The sequence below is a fragment of the Enterococcus sp. AZ104 genome (assembly GCF_050546705.1).
In the GTDB taxonomy this organism is placed as follows: domain Bacteria; phylum Bacillota; class Bacilli; order Lactobacillales; family Enterococcaceae; genus Enterococcus; species Enterococcus faecalis.
In genome coordinates, this window is sequence record NZ_CP172952.1 from 1,977,471 (window position 1) to 1,994,250 (window position 16,780).

Below are 16,780 nucleotides of genomic sequence, written 5' to 3' on the forward strand. Positions count from 1 at the left end.
TTTTTCTTCACTCTTCTTTTAAATCAATTATCATTTCTAGTGCGTCTTCATTATTTTCGTCATAATAGCCTTTTTTCACCGTTTGTGAGACAAAGCCAATTTTTCGATATAAACGTTGGGCTTTAACATTACTCATTCGTACTTCTAGCGATAAGGTTTCACAACGATTTTTCTTGGCAAAAATTCGCGTTTCTTCTATTAAAGAACGACCTAAACCTAAGCCTTGGTATGCTGTATGGACAGCGACATTCGTAATGTGTGCATCCGTTCCTTGAATCCGACAACCAATAAAGCCAACTGTTTTTCCGTTAATTGCCGCTAACAAATAGAGATGCGGCGCTTTTGAGCCAAGTTCTGCCATGAAAGCAGACATCGTCCAAGGAAGTTCCCCAGCGTAAACTTCACGTTCAATTGCTAGTAAATCCTTAATATCTTGGTAGGTGATTTCACGCAATTGAAATTCTTGCTGGTTCATTGCAATGGTTTTAGTTATATACCGTTGCCGTCTTTTTGTAAAGTATTTTGTCACAAAATTAAAGTTTTTCCACATAGCTTTCTCCATTAGGCGTGTGTGTCTTCAACCAATTTTCTTCCGCTTCTACTTTTTTCAAATACGCAGGTAAGAACCCATGAACATTTTCAACAGGTTCAGCCACACTACCTAACGCAGCCAAAACTGCGGCATTAGGAATTTGCCATTGCGGGACATCACAAATTTCCCCATGAGGAATGATTTGAGCTATTTCTTCAGTGAATTTTTCAACATCTTCACCAACAAAAAAAAGATTTGGTTCATTTTTTAGTTGTTCTAATAACTCCCGCAGGGAAATATGTTGGTCCGGTAACTCATTTTGCCACACGCCATCGACAAACCGATAAGCACCAGCATAGACGTTTTTACGACGCGCATCAAAAAGAGGCACAACTAAACCGGTTTGTCCAACACAATTGGCAGCTAACGTTTGTAGACTGGAAATGCCTACTAGCTCTTTCTTTAAAGTATAGGCCAATGTTTTGGCAGTCGTCACGCCTAAACGTAAGCCAGTGTATGATCCAGGTCCTTCTGCTACGACAAAACGATCAATTGCCGTTGGCGCCAAGTTCAATTGGCTCATCAAATAGTCAATTGCCGGCATTAATGTTAAGCTATGATTTCTTTTAACCGTTGCTGTATAACTTCCCAGAATTTTTTGATTTTCACACACAGCAATACTCAATGTTTGGTTAGATGTATCTATTGCTAAAATTCGCACACGAATCCCTTTCCTTCTACAATTTAGTCGCTTCATTGTAGCACACTTTCCTTTTTCTAAAAAGGGAAAACGAGGTTTCTTTTTACAGAAACCTCGTTTCGTTCATTTTCTCTTTTTATTTAATGGTTGCTTCTAAGTAATCAATTAATGGTTTACTGATATCTGTTGCAGAACCATTTTCTCCTGAATTTTCAACCATAATCATTGTTAAGAATTTATTGTTACTACGATCTAACGTTAGAAGGAAACTGTTTTCTTTGCCATCTGTATCTTGTTTATCTTTTATTTCAGCTGTTCCTGTTTTAGCAGCCAATGAGAAGTTCGGATTGTACATATTATAAACATAACCTGAAGGATCTTCCACACTACCTAAAAGATCTGTGGCAATTGTATTCGCTGCGTTGGCGCTGATTACATTGTCTTTTTTCTTCGTTTCTTTGTCTAAAACTAGTTTTGGATAGACTAATGTTCCATTATTTTGGAAAACACTATACATGGTAGCTTGCTGGATTGGCGAAATTAACAATTGACCTTGACCGTAGCCCGTATCTGCTAAAAGAATTTCAGAATTAAATTTATCTTCATTTGAAATTTGAGCAGGCGTCATGGCAATTGGTAAATCTAGTTCCTCACCGAAAATGAATTTATTAAGACCCGCTCTAAATTTGTCTTCTCCCATCCGTAATGTTTGTTGGGCAAAATAAATATTATCTGAATTAACTAAAGCGGTACGCAGATTGACTGGACTTGCTTCTTTTACACGTGTCGCAAAATAGCCGCCCCAAGATTTATCTTTTTGCCATTTCAAACCATTAATTTCTAGCTCTTCATCTGGCTTCAATGTCCCTGCATCTAAACCAATGGCACCGGTAATTGTTTTAAAGGTAGAGCCTGGTGCATAGCCTGTCGCAAAACGTGCTGTGAATGGTAAATCTTTGTTGTTATTGTAAGCATCATATTCTTTTTGAGAAATGCCATTGGCCATTTTATTAGGATCATACGAAGGTGAACTAACCGTTGCTAATAAATCGCCTTTTTGAGGATCGGTAATGACCGCACTACCAGGGCGTTTGTCAAATATAGCGAAGGCTTGTTGTTGTACGCCACTGTCAATCGTTAATTTAATCGTTTGACCATCTTTTTTCTCTTTGGTTTGTAAAGCTTTTTTGACATTCTCTTTGTCATCTAAAATAACTAGTGAGCCACCATCTTGCCCTCTTAATTCTTTATCAAACGCTCGTTCTAAGCCAGTTTTACCAATTACGCCCGTACTACTTAACTCTGGATTTTTTTTAATATCATCTGCAGTAATGGTGCCCGTATACCCGATTAATTGCGCAGCTGCTTCCCCCAACGGATAATAACGTGACTCTGTGTCTTTTGTCGCAGCCCCTGTTGGTAATTCTGTCACTGGTTCAGAAGCGACTGTGATTGGTACAAAGGAGTCTGCTTGGACCCACCCTTGGCTTAACTTTTGATTGATTTCATCAACAGAAACGCCGAACTTATCACTAAAAGCTTTGATATTGGCTGTTTTTTCTGCGCCAGAACCGAGTTTGCCAGGCACTACGCCCACTTCATCAAACACTTTGTTAATTGCTAGCCCACTACCATTACGATCGACAATTTCTCCACGTTTGGCATTATCTACTTGAATCGAAACTTTATCATTTCCTGACATATCTGGAAAAATTAAAGACGGATTCCAAGCGATTTGGTAGGTATCGCCTTTCTTGGCAATACTTGATTGATAAGACAAATCTTTCATTTCGCCTAAAGGAGTGCTCATCGATAATTTATAGGTAAATGTGTATTGATTATCTTTCGCCTTTTTGACTTGAACATCACTAGCTTTGACTCCTTCTGCTTGAATCCCTGAATAAATTGCTTGGTATTTTTCAACAACAGATTTAGTATCATAGCCATTTTTCTTTAAGCTAGCTTCTTGAACAACGGACGGTAACTTATCAAATTCCTGTTTTGACAATACGTTTAAAAATGTAGTAGCTGTTTTCTTCGCTTCGGCTAATTCTTGTTTGGCTTGCCATTGACTATAAGCATAATACCCGCCACCGGCAGCAGCGATTAGAACCAAGGCAGAAACACCAAGAATAAGTGGTTTTTTTGAAGATTTTTTATTACGATTACTTCGTTCCATTCAATAATCCCCTAACTATATAATATGTCTTTTCTTCTATTATACGTAACTTTTTTTAAAATGCTTGTGTTTCACCTATACTTTTTTTAATTTCTTAATAAAGTTTGATCAATTTTTTCCATTTCATCAGGCTTTCGTTGGATTTCTCTGCATTCATTGTGTGGTATACTAGCTGTAACAATTAGTTTTTTATTAGGAGGAATGAACATGGGACTTATTAAAGCAGCAACAAGTTCAGTTGGCGGTGGCTTGGCCGATCAATGGCTAGAGGTTATTGAACCTGATAATATGGGGGACACAACCGTCATGACAAAAGGTGTTTTTGTACGTAAAGATGATAAACGTGGTTCTAATCGTAAAGGAACGGACGATGTTTTAACAGATGGTTCTGTTGTACATGTCTATCCCAACATGATGATGCTTCTTGTCGATGGTGGCAAAATCATCGATTACACTGCTGAAGAAGGCTATTATACAGTCAAAAATGATTCTGCGCCTTCAATGTTTAACGGTTCTTTAAAAGATGCGATTGCAGAGACCTTCAGTCGTTTCAAATTTGGTGGCGTAACTCCACAAAAACAACAAGTTTTTTATATTAATTTGCAAGAAATTAAAGGCATTAAATTTGGAACACCTGCGCCATTAAACTATTTTGATAATTTTTATAATGCCGAACTTTTCTTACGTGCACACGGAAATTACTCAATTAAAATTACAGATCCTTTGCTATTTTATACTAATGCGATTCCTAAAAACCAAACGCAAGTAGATATTAATGATATTAATGAACAATATTTGGCAGAGTTCATTACAGCATTGCAAGCAGCAATCAATCAAATGTCTGCTGATGGGCAACGTATTTCTTATGTTCCCTCAAAAAGTGTTGAATTAAGTAAATATATGCAAACTGCGCTTGACGAGGATTGGCGCACCAATCGCGGCATGGAAATTGTTTCTGTAGCAGTTGCAAGCATTTCTTATACAGATGATTCAACAAAATTAATCAACATGCGAAATGAAGGAGCTATGCTCAGCGATCCAGGTGTTCGCGAAGGCTATGTTCAAGGTTCCTTGGCTCGTGGTATGGAGGCTGCTGGTAAAAATGAAGGTGGCGCTATGAGCGGCTTTATGGGCGTTGGTATGGGCATGAATGCGAATGGCAACTACTTTGCGCAAGCGTCTCAAACAAACCAACAACAAATGCAAGAAAAACAAAACCAGCAAAACGCACAAGGGGCTACAGACACTTGGACTTGCCCACAATGTGGGACTGAAAACACTGGGAAGTTTTGTTCAAACTGTGGTACACCAAAACCAACAAACGAGAAACCAAAATTAGAAATGAAATGTAGTGAATGTAGCGAAATTGTTGACTTAAGTAATGGTATTCCTAAGTTCTGTCCACATTGTGGTAAACCATTCCAAGGGGTTCCTTTATAAGCAAGTAGTGAACAATTAAAGAAAAGGGTCAGGCACAAGTCTACCCTTTTTCTTTGAATCAGATTCCTGTTATTTACTCACTCTATTAGAAAGGACGGTTGCAATGGAAACAACATTTACCCATAAATGCCCCAACTGTGGCGGCCCGCTCTTATTTAATCCCAAAGATCAAAAATTTCATTGTGAATATTGTTTAAATATTTACACGGAAGAAGAAGTGACTCGTTATGAGCAACAGCAACATGAGGCGCATTTAGAGAATCCCTCAACAACGACTGCCGAGGAAAATTTGACTTTCACGGCGGAAGAAGAATCCTCCGCTACGCAACAAACAGAGACCACTGAGAATGAAGCAACTGCAGATGCAGGCACAATGGAAATTTTTAATTGTCCAAGCTGTGGCGCTCAAATTGTCACCGATGCAACAACGGCAGCCACATACTGTTATTATTGCCATAATCCAGTTGTCTTGGCTGGTCGATTAAGTGGCGAATTTTTACCAGAAAATGTCTTACCCTTTACAATTGAAAAAGACGAAGCGATTGAAAAATTTCTCGCTTGGACCAAGAAAAAATGGTTCATTCCCCGAGATTTTTTCAGCAAAAATCAAATCGATAAATTAACTGGGGTTTACTTCCCCTATTGGGTCGTTGATGCAGAAGTCGACGGACAACTGCAAGCTACTGGCACAAGTATTCGCATTTGGCGCGTAGGTGATATTGAATACACCGAAACAAAACGTTTCAATGTGGGACGTTCAGGAAAATTATCGTTTAAAGAATTAGTTAAAAATGCCTTGTCAAAAAACGTCCAACAAAAAATGGTGGAAGGCGTTCAACCATTTTTAATTGATCAAGCAGTGCCTTTCAAAAGCCAATACCTAGCAGGTTTTCAAGCAGAAAAACGCGATATTGAATATGAAGCAATCAAAAAACACGTCCAACAAGAATTACAAGATTATTCGGAATCATTGTTACGGGACTCTGCTTCTGGTTATACTACGTTGACAAATGTTCGCACGGATATTTCTCTAAACCAAGAAAATAATCACTATATGCTTTTGCCAATTTGGTTAGTCACCTATCGCAGTCAGGAACAATCAAAAAAAGTTTATTATTATGCCATGAATGGACAAACAGGTAAAGTAAGCGGTGTGCTTCCAATTAGTTACACTCGTTTAGGACTAGCAACGTTAGGCATTTTCGCTGGACTCTTAGCACTCTTTTTATTAGGAGGTTATTTCCTATGAAAAAACGACTTTTACCTATTTTTTTCCTAATACTTCTTGCTTTTGGCCTTGCCCTACCCGTTTCGGCGGCTGAAAATTCAATTGATGATGACGCACAATTACTGACACCTGATCAAATCAACCAACTAAAGCAAGAGATACAACCTTTAGAAAAAAAAACAAAAGCCTCTGTCTTTATTGTGACCACAAATAATAATACCTATGGCGATGAACAAGAATTTGCAGATCATTATCTTTTAAATAAAGTTGGCAAGGACCAAAATGCGATTCTTTTTCTCATTGATATGGACTTACGGAAAGTCTACATCTCTACTTCTGGAAACATGATTGATTATATGACGGATGCACGAATTGATGATACCTTAGATAAAGTAATGGATGGGATGAGTCAAGGAAATTATTTCGCGGCTGCTCAAACCTTTGTTCAGGAAACTCAAGCATTTGTTGATAAAGGGGTTCCTGGGGGTCACTATCGTGTGGACAGCGAAACAGGTAAAATCACCCGTTATAAAGCCATTACCCCGCTGGAAATGGTAATTGCTTTTGCTGCTGCTCTGATACTCAGTTTGGTCTTCTTAGGCATTAATATTTCTAAATATCAATTAAAATTTTCAAGTTATCAATATCCCTTTAGGGAAAAAACAACTTTAAACTTAACCTCCCGCACAGATCAGTTAACCAACTCTTTCATCACTACGCGTCGTATTCCTAAAAACAATGGTGGCAGTGGCGGAATGGGCGGTGGTGGTAGCACCACCCACTCAACTGGCGGCGGCACATTCGGTGGCGGCGGTCGAAGTTTTTAGATTTTTCGCAGAAATACCAACTCCTATAAAGAGTGATAAAAACCAACCGATTGAACCAAAGCTATTTGATTCACAAAAAAACTCACCTAGCGCTATTGAAGACGTAATGGCTGAGTTAAGAAATTTAAAACTGTTAGTTGATGAAGGAATTCTAACAGAAGAAGAATTTCAACAAAAGAAACGGCAATTGCTTCAATTAGATTAATAAAAAAATCCTGAAAAGACTCGTCATCTTTTCAGGATTTTTTTATTCTTGGTATTTTCCCATAATTCTTGATAAGGTATTTCATGGATATCACGAAAATAAGCTACTTCAAACTTTTCAAAATCAGTTGACTGGCAGTTGCCGGTTAAAACACCAATTCCTGCTTTACCATGACAAGTTCCCATGAAAACATCCACGAGCGAATCACCTACCATAATTACTTCTGTCGCCTTCAATTGATATGACTGACAAAAGGCTTGGAGCATGTCCGCATCTGGTTTCGGTAAGTAACGATCTCCTGTCGCAATAAAATCAAACATTTCTGTTAAACCAAGATATTCCATAATCAACATAGTCGCTGGCAAAGTATCTGAAGTTGCTAATCCAATTTTATAGTTCTTCCGTTTCAGCTCAAGAAATAACTGTTTTAAATCACCAATTGGTTCAATCTTTTTCAGATTTTTTCGTAAATAATCATAAAAAAATTGCTCTAGCCATTGACTGCTGATTCCCTGTTCGACTAATTCCTCAAATTGCGCCAATTCCTGATAAAGTTCCTGATAAAGGACTTCATCAAGTAAATGTTTTTGCAAAAAACGTTGCTCCTGAATAGCTAATATCTTTTTTATTTCTGCTGAATGATGAGGGGCTAACATACTCAGTGTTTCAAAACAAGCTTGCAAACCTGCTTGCCAAAGAGTGTCAAAACGAATACACGTACCATCTTTATCAAATAAAATTCCTCGATTTTCCATGAAAGAACACCTCAAAACGTTTGCTTTGCTTCCTATTTGTTTCTTCAAGTATACTAATCATTTATTTGATTTTGATATTCTTTTTGTATCATTTGTGTAAAAAAAATATAAAAAAGCAACGAATTTAGAAAAATTCGTTGCTTTTTTATCAATCAATCACTTTTTTCACTTTGAATTCTTTTGTTTCAGCAGATGGTTCTGTTTGATCAGCTAATTCAAATAAAATATGGGTACCATTTTCTTCATCTTCAACGATAATCAGTTTTCCTGGAATCTTTCGAGTATCTTTCGCAATTTGGGCTTCTTTAATTAATTCTTTTTGATCTCTTTTTGAAGCAAGGGCATTTCCTAAATTAAAAAAGACAGTTTCTTCCATAATTAACCACTCACTTTCTCTACTTTTCTTAAGTCAATTATAGCATATCCCTAGAAAAAGTGGCAGCTTGTGTCCTTTTACTTTCATTTAAGCATCAATAATCAAGGAATAAGCATAAGGACTTTCATAAATTCCTGAAGCATAATAATTGAGCCTCTTTTTAAATAGCGGGCCGTCAATTACCAACGTATGGTACTCCCCGTTTTCTCCGCAAATATCTAATTGATGCTCTTTAAGGTACGTGATAAATGTTTCATCTAACGGTTCTCCTAAAAATTTTATTGGAATACCTGCCTCTTTGCTGACCGTTTTGATAATTGCTGTGTACCCTTTTGCCAAGAATTCTTTCACAAGTGCTTCGCGATTCTCCTGCCAAAGAGGTAATTGTGGCTCAAGCCCAGCACTTAATGCAACTTGGCGATCCCAAGCACCATTTTGTTCAATATCTATATCGCCAAAACAAACCGTTTCTGCACCTAATTTTTTGGTTTCCTGCAGTGCCTCAACCACTTTTTCTGTGTAATTTGTTTCATTGTTATGTGATATAACAAGTGGTAAATCTAACGCTTCGGCTGCTGCTTCTAAGACGGAGATTGGTATGCCGTGAAACCAAGAACGATTAATTTCATCACTTAATGTTGTCACTAACGCAACTGGCTGATTTCCTGCTTGTACCAATCGATCCATCGCCAATAAACAATCTTTACCAGAGCTATAACTTAAACAAAATTTTTTCATAAACGTTCCCTCTTTTCTCTATGACTATACCTCAAAACAATACATCCGTATACATATTTATTATTTAAGTATAACTAATACTGAATAGTTATTTGAATCAAAACATGGTATAAAATAGTGGTAAAGCAAGCTTTATTCACTTCTTTATATCTCTTTTCAACGGATGATCAGCTGGCGGAAACCAGCTGATCTTTTTTTCAAAAAACACAGCTATCTTTTGCAGTTTTCTTTTCCTCATGTTATAAAGAGATAGTAGGAAGCATTTATTCACTTCTTTACAAATCTATCTTAATCTTAGACAGTCGGCGGAAAACGGCTGTCTATTTATCTGGAAAAATTATGAACTCGTCAGCTAGTGGTCAGTTGACGAGTTTTATGTTATAATAATTAGAACACGAAAAATATTTTTAAACGAACCATTCAATTGTTTTGATGATTTTATTCAAAACTGGCGTGTCTAGAGAGATACAAGGATGTATTAGAGGTAGGGAATACATCGCTTAAATGAAAAATACTTGAATACTAGAAATAGTCTGATCCAACTTTAAAATAATAATATTGATTCGTTAGATAGCCTTCTCTTTAAAGAGAAGGCTATTGTCAATTAAAGAGTAAAACCACCGAATGTTTAAAATTAAACTTATCTCAAACATACCCTGTCAGTGTTTCACGCATTATCTCAATAAACAGCAAAAATCCAGAAGAGTCTCTCTTCTGGATTTTTGCTTATTTGACGATACTTTTTAAATTTTGTTAATCAATTTAAAATAATCCACATAAGTGCATAATTGGGAAAACAAATAATAAACTATCAAAACGATCTAAAATACCACCATGTCCTGGCAAGATGTTACCAGAGTCTTTCACGCCATAATGACGTTTGATAGAAGATTCAACCAAATCACCGAATTGCCCTACTATAGAAAATAGAACCGTCAATACGAGCATCACCGGCATTGGATAAGGAAATAGCCCTTTATTAGCTGTGAAAACTAAAAACAACGCTGCTACAACCACGGCTGATAAAATACCACCAAGTGCACCTTCTATTGTCTTGTTGGGTGAAACATCTGGCATCAATTTATGACGACCAAATCGGCGTCCAAATAGATATGCACCAATATCCGTTGCCCAGACAATGAATAAAGCAAATAACAAGACTTCAAAACCTGCGGAACGGGCACTAATAAAGTTCTGGAACCCCATCCCTACATATAAACTGACAATAACTGGAAAGCCAGCTTCTTCAATCGTATATGTATTTTTAGAAATTACCGAAGCACCTAACAACAACATCACAGTGACATAAAATAAAATGAAATTTGTTTGCATTTCCGGCAAAAAGTTTAACCACTTAATTGTTGGGATAACTAAAAAAACGGCCCCTAATGCTGATAAAACACCTTCAAAACTTAATAACGTTAATCCTTTCATACGGAATAACTCGTACACGCCGACTACTGCCAAAGCAACAGCGGCAATCTCAATTGCAAAACCACCATACCAGATAATTGGAATAAAGATGATTAATGCGACGATAGCTGTGATGACACGTTGTCTCACTGCGGATCGCTCCCTTCTGTTTCTGTAGTTTCTTTTAGACCTCCAAAACGACGATTACGATTTTGGAAAGAAGCAATCGCGGTTTCTAAAGTGTCTCCTGAAAAATCAGGCCATAATGCTTTTGTAAAAAACAACTCGCTATAAGCAATTTGCCATAGCAAGAAATTACTAATTCTCTCTTCCCCACTTGTTCGAATCAACAATTCTGGATCGCGAAGTTCCGTGGGTAAAAAGCCAGTCATTAAGTGATCTGCGATCGTTTCTTCTGTAATCTCATCTGCCGTATATGCTTTTTCTGAAACCTCTGCAGCAATCTGTTTCATGGCAGTTAGTAGCTCCGCACGCGCCCCATAATTCAAAGCAAAGTTCAAAACCATGCCCGTATTGTCCTTGGTTTGCTCAATGGCGCGCTTAACAGCATCTTGCGTATGACTTGGTAGAAACTCTTGGTAGCCCATTACATTGACTTTAACATTTTCCTTAATTAATTCAGGCACGAATGTATCAAAAAAATCAACAGGCAATTGCATTAAGAAATTGACTTCATCTGTTGGTCTCTTCCAATTTTCCGTTGAAAATGCATAAAGTGTTAAAACTTTAACGCCTAAATGACTAGCATGCTTCGTTATTTTTTTAACCGTATCCATGCCTTCTTTATGTCCAGCAATTCTCGGCAGTCTTCGATTCTGTGCCCACCGGCCATTTCCGTCCATAATAATGGCAATGTGCTGCGGAATTTGGCCTTCTTTATCAAAGGCGTACTGGCTTGCTTCTTCTACATATTTATTTTTTTGCGGAAAAAAACGTAACATCTTTTTCCCTCCATTCCAAAAAATCTATCTTAATTATTATAACAATAACTAATGCAAATGCCTATGCATAGTCCCTGAATTTTCCTGATAATTAAGAAATTCCTTGTAACTTTATCATTTATAATCCTTTTTTAAAAGAAAAAAACTTAGACTTGGCAAGTAAATCAACATGATGTATCTGCCTAGCTCTAAAATTTTAAATAAACAACGGGACAGGAGCAGCTTCTTCGGAAATAAGCTGAACGTCCTTGAGAGACAAAAAGCATCTTTCAGAACTTTCTTCTTATTTCTTGAAGCTTAACACGCCTGTCCCGACCTCAAGTTTTTATTCTATTGTCTTTTTCTTTTTATTCATTGACTGGAACAATGGCACCGTTCCATTTTTTCGTAATCCAATCTTGGACTTCTTTGCTACGTAACACTTTGACTAATTTTTTTACATTTTCGTTGTTTTCGTCTTCTTTACGAACCGCAATAATATTGGCATAAGGTGAACTTTCTTTTTCTAAGGCAATCGCATCTTTTTTCGGATTTAATCCTTGATCCACGGCAAAGTTTGAGTTAATTAAAACCGCAGCCCCTTCTTCATTGTCATAAAGAGTGGTCATGATTGCTGGATCACTTTCATGATTGAATTTCAACTTTTTAGTATTTTTATCAATATCATCGAAAGTAGCAGTTGTCCGGTCTACCCCTTCTTTCAGCGTGATTAAACCAGCATCTTCTAAAATCGTTAAAACACGTGGCCAATCTGAAACGGAAGAGCTAACGTAAATCGTTGAACCATCAGGAATTTCTTGTAACGATTTGTATTTTTTCGAGTAAAGCCCAACTGGTTCTAAATGAATCGCACCTGCATTCACAAAGTCATAATCATTTTCTTTAACCGCTTCATTAAAGAACGGCACATGTTGGAAATAGTTGGCATCGATATCGCCACTTTCCAACGCCTTGTTAGGTAGCACGTAATCTGTATAAGTCGTCACTTCTAATTTTACGCCTTCTTTTTCTAATAAAGGTTTTACATGTTCTAAAATCTCTGCATGTGGAACTGGTGAAGCTCCAACTTTCAAGACCGAGTCATCACTCTTTTTATTGCCGCAAGCCCCTAAAACTAAGACAGCTACTGCTACAGTAATTACTGACCATAATGTACGTTTTTTCATCTTATTCCCTCCATTTATCGTTTATCTATTTTTTTAGCGACTGTATCCCCAAGCCATTGAATCGCAAAGACAATAATTAAGATACAAATCGTTGCTACTAAGGTAACTGTATTTTGACCACGTTGGAAGCCATCTTGATACGCCAAACTTCCTAAACCACCCGCTCCAATAGCAGCTGCCATTGCAGTGTAGCCCACTAAAGAAATGGTTGTAACGGTTAAGCCAGAAACAAGCGCTGGCAGACTTTCTGGTAATAGAACTTTCCAAATAATTTGGAAACGGTTGGCCCCCATTGCTTTGGCTGCTTCAATCACGCCTTTATCGACTTCACGAAAAGCGATTTCGACCATGCGAGCATAAAAAGGTGCTGCGGAAATAATCAATGCTGGTAAGGAGCCTTTGACACCAGACATACTCCCTAAAATAATTTTTGTAAAAGGAATTAACAGAACGATTAAGATAATAAACGGAATCGAACGGAAAATATTTACAAAAATGGCCACTAGCCAATACAGTAATCGGCTCAAAATCCCTTTTCTGCCTGACGTTTCAAAAAGTAGTAGTCCTAAAATCAGCCCTAAAATGGCGACCACTATGATTGAAATCCCTGTCATATAGAGTGTTTCAATCGTTTTTTCTTGTAGTTTACTTATATCAATTTGGGAAAAATCAAAGAAACTTGCTAAGCCACGATTATTCATTTCCAATCACCTCTGTTTCTACACGAAGTTTACGTAATCCTTCAATGGCTGCTAGAATATTTTGCTCTTCGCCTAATAATTGAATATAAAGAGAACCCACTGCACCCTGCTTTGTTTGCTGAATGTTCCCTTGAATAATACTAACTTCTACTTGATATTCTTGGACAATATGCGAGATAATTGGCAATTTCGCTTGTTCACCGTGGAAAAGCAAGCGAACAATTTTCCCATTCGGATATTGTTCCAACATTTCTTCAACAACCAGTTCCGTTTCTTCAATGTTTTTATCCGCTTCTTGTTGGATAAAGCGTTTCGCAATTTCTGTTTGAGGCTTTTTGAAAATATCGATTACTTTACCTTCTTCAACAATTTCACCATATTCCATCACGGCTACGCGATTACAAATTTTACGAATCACGTGCATTTCATGGGTAATTAATACAACCGTTAAATTTAATTCTTGGTTGATTTTTAGTAGTAATTCTAGCACCTCATCAGTTGTCTGCGGATCCAAAGCACTCGTTGCTTCATCACAAAGCAAAATGTCAGGATTGTTAGCTAAGGCACGGGCAATCCCCACTCGTTGCTTTTGCCCACCAGAGAGTTGACTTGGGTAGGCGGTTTCCCGTCCTTCTAAACCAACCAACTTGATTAACTCTTCTGCGCGGCTTTTCCGATTTTGTTTTGGAACGCCAGCAATTTCCAATGGGAGCATGATATTTTCTAGGACCGTCCGTGACCATAATAAATTAAAATGTTGAAAGATCATCCCAATTTTTTTACGGAAGTTTCGTAGTTCTTTATTTGGCAACAATGCAATATCTTGTCCTTGAATTTCTACTTCACCTTCTGTAGGTGTTTCAAGTCCATTCAATAGGCGAACCAACGTACTTTTTCCTGCACCTGAATAGCCAATAATGCCATAAATATCACCTGATTCAACCGTTAAATCAATATCTTTTAAAGCCGTGACTTTACCCGCTTTACCGGAAAACTCTTTTTTTACATGACGTAATTCAATTAATGCCATTTTGTTCTCCTCTTCTTTCTGTTCTACTTTCTTATTTTGAAGGTTTCGCACTTTTTATGAAACGAATTTGCTTAATAAAAACAAAAAAACTTCCATCCTTTTGCTATTACAGCAAAAAGGACGAAAGTTTGTCATTTCGTGATACCACCTTAATTCGCTATTATTTCTCAATAATAACCTCATACGGTACTTGATTCTTCGCATACCGTTGGCTGTAACGGGCGCCCCGTAGTAAGTTCACTGCTTCGCTCACTTACTCTGCTCAAAGACCATCTTCCATCTTAAATCTGTTACCCATTCTCAGCAAACAGGGCTCTCTTCAAACGTCCTTAACATGTACTCTTCTTTTCAAAGCTTTCTTTTGATTAGATTGAGAAAATTATAGCAATAAACATTGGCCTTGTCAACGTAAGACTAAAGATTTTCAAATTCTGTTGGTTCAACATCTGCTAAAACAGCAATCCAGGCATTTTCTTCATCTAATGCACTTGGCTCTTGATCAGCCGCTTCATTAATCGCAACTACCTTACCAGATAATGGACTACTGAATTCACTGACTGCTTTTTCTGCTTCTAATTCAATTAAAGAGTCACCTTTAGCTAATGTTTGTCCGACTTTGGGAAATGTCGCAAAAGTAATCTTCCCTAAATCCTCTTGGGCTTCGGCAGTTAAACCAATTTTATAACCTGCTTCTGTTGGTAAGATCCATAATTGATCGATTTGTTTCATTTCACTCATTTTCCAAGCACTCCTTCGTAATCTGCTTCTTTAAAACCATTCGTTAGAAATGTATTGTCTTTTAAGAGAATTGGACGCTTAATCAACATGCCATCCGCAGCTAAACGCTGACTTGCTTCTTCAATAGAAAAACTGTCAACAAGATCTTTTAAGCCTTGTTCTCTATATAAAACCCCACTTGTATTAAAAAAACGACGAACAGGCAAGCCGGTTTCTTTCATCCATTTTGCTAGTTGTTCACTACTAGGCGGTGTTGCTTTAATATCAATTGCTTGGTATTTAACGCCTTGTTGATCTAACCACGCTTTCGCTTTTTTACAAGTTGAGCATTTCGGATATTCATAAAGTGTGTACATTTCTACCCCTTCTTTCTTCTTTCTTTAACGACCACTTCTGGTACGAACCGTTTCTTGTTGGTAACGCATGGACATAATTAAGCCCACCCCAATCATGTTACCTAAAATGGAAGAACCACCTTGACTAATAAACGGTAATGGAATCCCAGTTAATGGTAGTAAACCAATATTCGCTCCAATGTTTTCAAAAACATGGAACAAAATCATCATGATAATTCCTGTGGCAATGTAGGCATAGAATTCATTATTTGTATCAAAACAAACGCGAATCATGCGGTAGATTAAAATAAAATACAACAAAATAATGAAACAGCCACCAATAAAGCCAAAGTTTTCACCAACAACTGTAAAAATCATATCTGACTCACGAACAGGGACATATACATCACTCACGTTAAAGCCTTTTCCAAAAAGGCCTCCAGAACCAATTGCTGTTAATGCTAGCGCTGGTTGGAATGAGCGATCTGGATCTGTATGGAAAGGATTTAGCCATAAATCAATCCGATCAAATTGATAAGCTTTAATGCCAATTTTAGACAATAAGTCTCTTCCTGTTTCTGTTGTTACCAAGTAGATGGTTCCAGCTCCGACTAGAGCAGCTATGATAAAGGCGGGCACAATAATTTTCCAAGTAATGCCAGACATTAAGAAAACTCCCCCAAAAATGGCTAAGAAAACTAACATCGTCCCAAAGTCTTTTTGTAAAAGTACTAAAACAATTACCGGAATCGCCACTAATAGCATTTTAGCGATTAGCCAAAAGTCGCTTTTGAGTGTTCGGTCCACATATTTAACATTATGCATGGTCACTATATAGGCCAACATCAAAATAAACGCAATCTTCATCAATTCCGATGGTTGGAATGTGGTGCCACCAAAGCGAATCCAGTTTTTAGAACCTGTTTGCTCTGCTAGCACGGGGTCATAGAATTTCAGTAGTAATCCCATTAATACTAATCCAAGTGCATAAAAAACGGGCGTTAACCGCCAGAGTAATTTTGAGCTAAAATGCATAATAATGACAATACTTAATCCTCCGACTAAATACCACAGTCCTTGTTTCATTAACAAGCTACCAATTTTAGGTTTGCTTGGATCATTGTAAAGCGCTACGTAAAGCGATAGCATACCAATTAGTGATAAAAGAAAAACTGGTAATATCACGCCGTAATCAATTCGACTATCTAAATTTGTTTTCTCTTTTCTATTCATTCGTCATCCCTTTTCCTTTGTTCATACGTTTTTTATTATATCTTTCTCACAGAAGAAAAGAAAGGAATTCTACTATATTTGAGAAAAACTTTAGAGAATTGGTCCTTCACTAGCAATTTTTTCTTTTTCTTCAATCCTATTTGGCTTTTATTTAAAATTTTTCACATCAGTGATAATGAGAAAGTTTACTATAATCATTCAGTAACAAAAAACAGTCGCAAC

The 16,780-nt window shown here is 37.2% G+C and carries 18 protein-coding genes and 1 other annotated feature; of the genes, 4 read left to right on the forward strand and 14 right to left on the reverse strand.

Features of this window, described 5'->3' with window-relative positions; translation table 11 throughout:
- Positions 1-7: 7 nt before the first annotated feature.
- The 3 genes from rimI to IGJ37_RS09430 form a co-directional block, all read right to left on the reverse strand.
- Entirely contained in the window at positions 8-562 is a 555-nt protein-coding gene (gene rimI / locus IGJ37_RS09420) for a ribosomal protein S18-alanine N-acetyltransferase (RefSeq protein WP_002387121.1), read from the reverse strand.
- On the reverse strand, positions 534-1,253 hold the full coding sequence (gene tsaB, locus IGJ37_RS09425; RefSeq protein WP_002362637.1) for a tRNA (adenosine(37)-N6)-threonylcarbamoyltransferase complex dimerization subunit type 1 TsaB: 720 nt from the start codon (positions 1,251-1,253) through the stop codon (positions 534-536). Before tsaB ends, rimI begins: the two co-directional genes overlap by 29 nt.
- Before the next feature lie 115 nt (positions 1,254-1,368).
- Entirely contained in the window at positions 1,369-3,411 is a 2,043-nt protein-coding gene (locus IGJ37_RS09430; protein ID WP_083578546.1) for a penicillin-binding transpeptidase domain-containing protein, read from the reverse strand.
- Positions 3,412-3,618: 207 nt separating this feature from the next.
- On the opposite strand from IGJ37_RS09430, the gene IGJ37_RS09435 reads away from it, so the two are divergent.
- The 4 genes from IGJ37_RS09435 to IGJ37_RS09450 all read left to right on the forward strand — a co-directional run bounded on the left by IGJ37_RS09435 (position 3,619) and on the right by IGJ37_RS09450 (position 7,111).
- Positions 3,619-4,851 carry an SPFH domain-containing protein gene (locus IGJ37_RS09435; RefSeq protein ID WP_002356656.1) on the forward strand — a complete coding sequence of 411 codons (1,233 nt, stop codon included), beginning with the start codon at positions 3,619-3,621 and terminating at the stop codon, positions 4,849-4,851.
- Between the two features lie 103 nt (positions 4,852-4,954).
- Positions 4,955-6,100, forward strand: a complete 1,146-nt coding sequence (locus tag IGJ37_RS09440) for a hypothetical protein (protein WP_002380612.1) — start codon at positions 4,955-4,957, stop codon at positions 6,098-6,100.
- The gene (locus IGJ37_RS09445) at positions 6,097-6,906 is read left to right on the forward strand and encodes a TPM domain-containing protein (RefSeq protein WP_325814895.1); all 810 of its coding nucleotides are present in this window, start codon (positions 6,097-6,099) and stop codon (positions 6,904-6,906) included. Before IGJ37_RS09440 ends, IGJ37_RS09445 begins: the two co-directional genes overlap by 4 nt.
- Positions 6,884-7,111, forward strand: coding sequence for an SHOCT domain-containing protein (locus IGJ37_RS09450; protein ID WP_202565010.1), 228 nt, complete (start codon positions 6,884-6,886; stop codon positions 7,109-7,111). The genes IGJ37_RS09445 and IGJ37_RS09450 overlap by 23 nt, the downstream gene beginning before the upstream one ends.
- A 23-nt stretch (positions 7,112-7,134) precedes the next feature.
- Here IGJ37_RS09450 and IGJ37_RS09455 read toward each other — a convergent pair whose 3' ends face one another.
- The 11 genes from IGJ37_RS09455 to IGJ37_RS09505 all read right to left on the reverse strand — a co-directional run bounded on the left by IGJ37_RS09455 (position 7,135) and on the right by IGJ37_RS09505 (position 16,558).
- Entirely contained in the window at positions 7,135-7,866 is a 732-nt protein-coding gene (locus tag IGJ37_RS09455) for an HAD family hydrolase (protein ID WP_325814896.1), read from the reverse strand.
- A gap of 148 nt (positions 7,867-8,014) precedes the next feature.
- Positions 8,015-8,242: a hypothetical protein gene (locus tag IGJ37_RS09460; protein WP_002362220.1), complete on the reverse strand. Its 228-nt coding sequence runs from the start codon at positions 8,240-8,242 to the stop codon at positions 8,015-8,017.
- 87 nt (positions 8,243-8,329) lie between these two features.
- The gene (locus IGJ37_RS09465) at positions 8,330-8,980 is read right to left on the reverse strand and encodes a diphthine--ammonia ligase (protein ID WP_002362628.1); all 651 of its coding nucleotides are present in this window, start codon (positions 8,978-8,980) and stop codon (positions 8,330-8,332) included.
- A 762-nt stretch (positions 8,981-9,742) separates the two neighbouring features.
- Positions 9,743-10,543, reverse strand: a complete 801-nt coding sequence (locus IGJ37_RS09470; RefSeq protein ID WP_002359680.1) for a phosphatidate cytidylyltransferase — start codon at positions 10,541-10,543, stop codon at positions 9,743-9,745.
- Entirely contained in the window at positions 10,540-11,355 is an 816-nt protein-coding gene (locus IGJ37_RS09475; protein WP_002362225.1) for an isoprenyl transferase, read from the reverse strand. Before IGJ37_RS09475 ends, IGJ37_RS09470 begins: the two co-directional genes overlap by 4 nt.
- Before the next feature lie 347 nt (positions 11,356-11,702).
- Positions 11,703-12,521 carry a MetQ/NlpA family ABC transporter substrate-binding protein gene (locus IGJ37_RS09480; RefSeq protein WP_002359679.1) on the reverse strand — a complete coding sequence of 273 codons (819 nt, stop codon included), beginning with the start codon at positions 12,519-12,521 and terminating at the stop codon, positions 11,703-11,705.
- A 14-nt stretch (positions 12,522-12,535) separates the two neighbouring features.
- On the reverse strand, positions 12,536-13,222 hold the full coding sequence (locus IGJ37_RS09485) for a methionine ABC transporter permease (protein ID WP_002356640.1): 687 nt from the start codon (positions 13,220-13,222) through the stop codon (positions 12,536-12,538).
- Positions 13,215-14,252 carry a methionine ABC transporter ATP-binding protein gene (locus IGJ37_RS09490; RefSeq protein ID WP_002356639.1) on the reverse strand — a complete coding sequence of 346 codons (1,038 nt, stop codon included), beginning with the start codon at positions 14,250-14,252 and terminating at the stop codon, positions 13,215-13,217. The genes IGJ37_RS09485 and IGJ37_RS09490 overlap by 8 nt, the downstream gene beginning before the upstream one ends.
- 113 nt (positions 14,253-14,365) lie before the next feature.
- Positions 14,366-14,613: a binding site (T-box leader), on the reverse strand.
- A gap of 53 nt (positions 14,614-14,666) precedes the next feature.
- Positions 14,667-14,981 carry a glycine cleavage system protein H gene (locus IGJ37_RS09495; RefSeq protein WP_011109554.1) on the reverse strand — a complete coding sequence of 105 codons (315 nt, stop codon included), beginning with the start codon at positions 14,979-14,981 and terminating at the stop codon, positions 14,667-14,669.
- A gap of 5 nt (positions 14,982-14,986) precedes the next feature.
- Entirely contained in the window at positions 14,987-15,346 is a 360-nt protein-coding gene (locus IGJ37_RS09500; RefSeq protein ID WP_002359675.1) for an arsenate reductase family protein, read from the reverse strand.
- Positions 15,347-15,370: 24 nt separating this feature from the next.
- A complete protein-coding gene (locus IGJ37_RS09505; protein ID WP_002367107.1) occupies positions 15,371-16,558 on the reverse strand; it encodes an FtsW/RodA/SpoVE family cell cycle protein in 1,188 nt (395 codons plus the stop codon).
- Positions 16,559-16,780: the final 222 nt, after the last annotated feature.

Coding starts and splice junctions, on each gene's coding strand:
- rimI (WP_002387121.1), bottom strand. CDS start 562: ATGGAGAAAGCTATGTGGAAAAACTTTAATTTTGTGACAAAATACTTT.
- IGJ37_RS09430 (WP_083578546.1), bottom strand. CDS start 3,411: ATGGAACGAAGTAATCGTAATAAAAAATCTTCAAAAAAACCACTTATT.
- IGJ37_RS09435 (WP_002356656.1), top strand. CDS start 3,619: ATGGGACTTATTAAAGCAGCAACAAGTTCAGTTGGCGGTGGCTTGGCC.
- IGJ37_RS09440 (WP_002380612.1), top strand. CDS start 4,955: ATGGAAACAACATTTACCCATAAATGCCCCAACTGTGGCGGCCCGCTC.
- IGJ37_RS09445 (WP_325814895.1), top strand. CDS start 6,097: ATGAAAAAACGACTTTTACCTATTTTTTTCCTAATACTTCTTGCTTTT.
- IGJ37_RS09455 (WP_325814896.1), bottom strand. CDS start 7,866: ATGGAAAATCGAGGAATTTTATTTGATAAAGATGGTACGTGTATTCGT.
- IGJ37_RS09460 (WP_002362220.1), bottom strand. CDS start 8,242: ATGGAAGAAACTGTCTTTTTTAATTTAGGAAATGCCCTTGCTTCAAAA.
- IGJ37_RS09465 (WP_002362628.1), bottom strand. CDS start 8,980: ATGAAAAAATTTTGTTTAAGTTATAGCTCTGGTAAAGATTGTTTATTG.
- IGJ37_RS09475 (WP_002362225.1), bottom strand. CDS start 11,355: ATGTTACGTTTTTTTCCGCAAAAAAATAAATATGTAGAAGAAGCAAGC.
- IGJ37_RS09480 (WP_002359679.1), bottom strand. CDS start 12,521: ATGAAAAAACGTACATTATGGTCAGTAATTACTGTAGCAGTAGCTGTC.
- IGJ37_RS09485 (WP_002356640.1), bottom strand. CDS start 13,222: ATGAATAATCGTGGCTTAGCAAGTTTCTTTGATTTTTCCCAAATTGAT.
- IGJ37_RS09490 (WP_002356639.1), bottom strand. CDS start 14,252: ATGGCATTAATTGAATTACGTCATGTAAAAAAAGAGTTTTCCGGTAAA.
- IGJ37_RS09495 (WP_011109554.1), bottom strand. CDS start 14,981: ATGAAACAAATCGATCAATTATGGATCTTACCAACAGAAGCAGGTTAT.
- IGJ37_RS09500 (WP_002359675.1), bottom strand. CDS start 15,346: ATGTACACACTTTATGAATATCCGAAATGCTCAACTTGTAAAAAAGCG.
- IGJ37_RS09505 (WP_002367107.1), bottom strand. CDS start 16,558: ATGAATAGAAAAGAGAAAACAAATTTAGATAGTCGAATTGATTACGGC.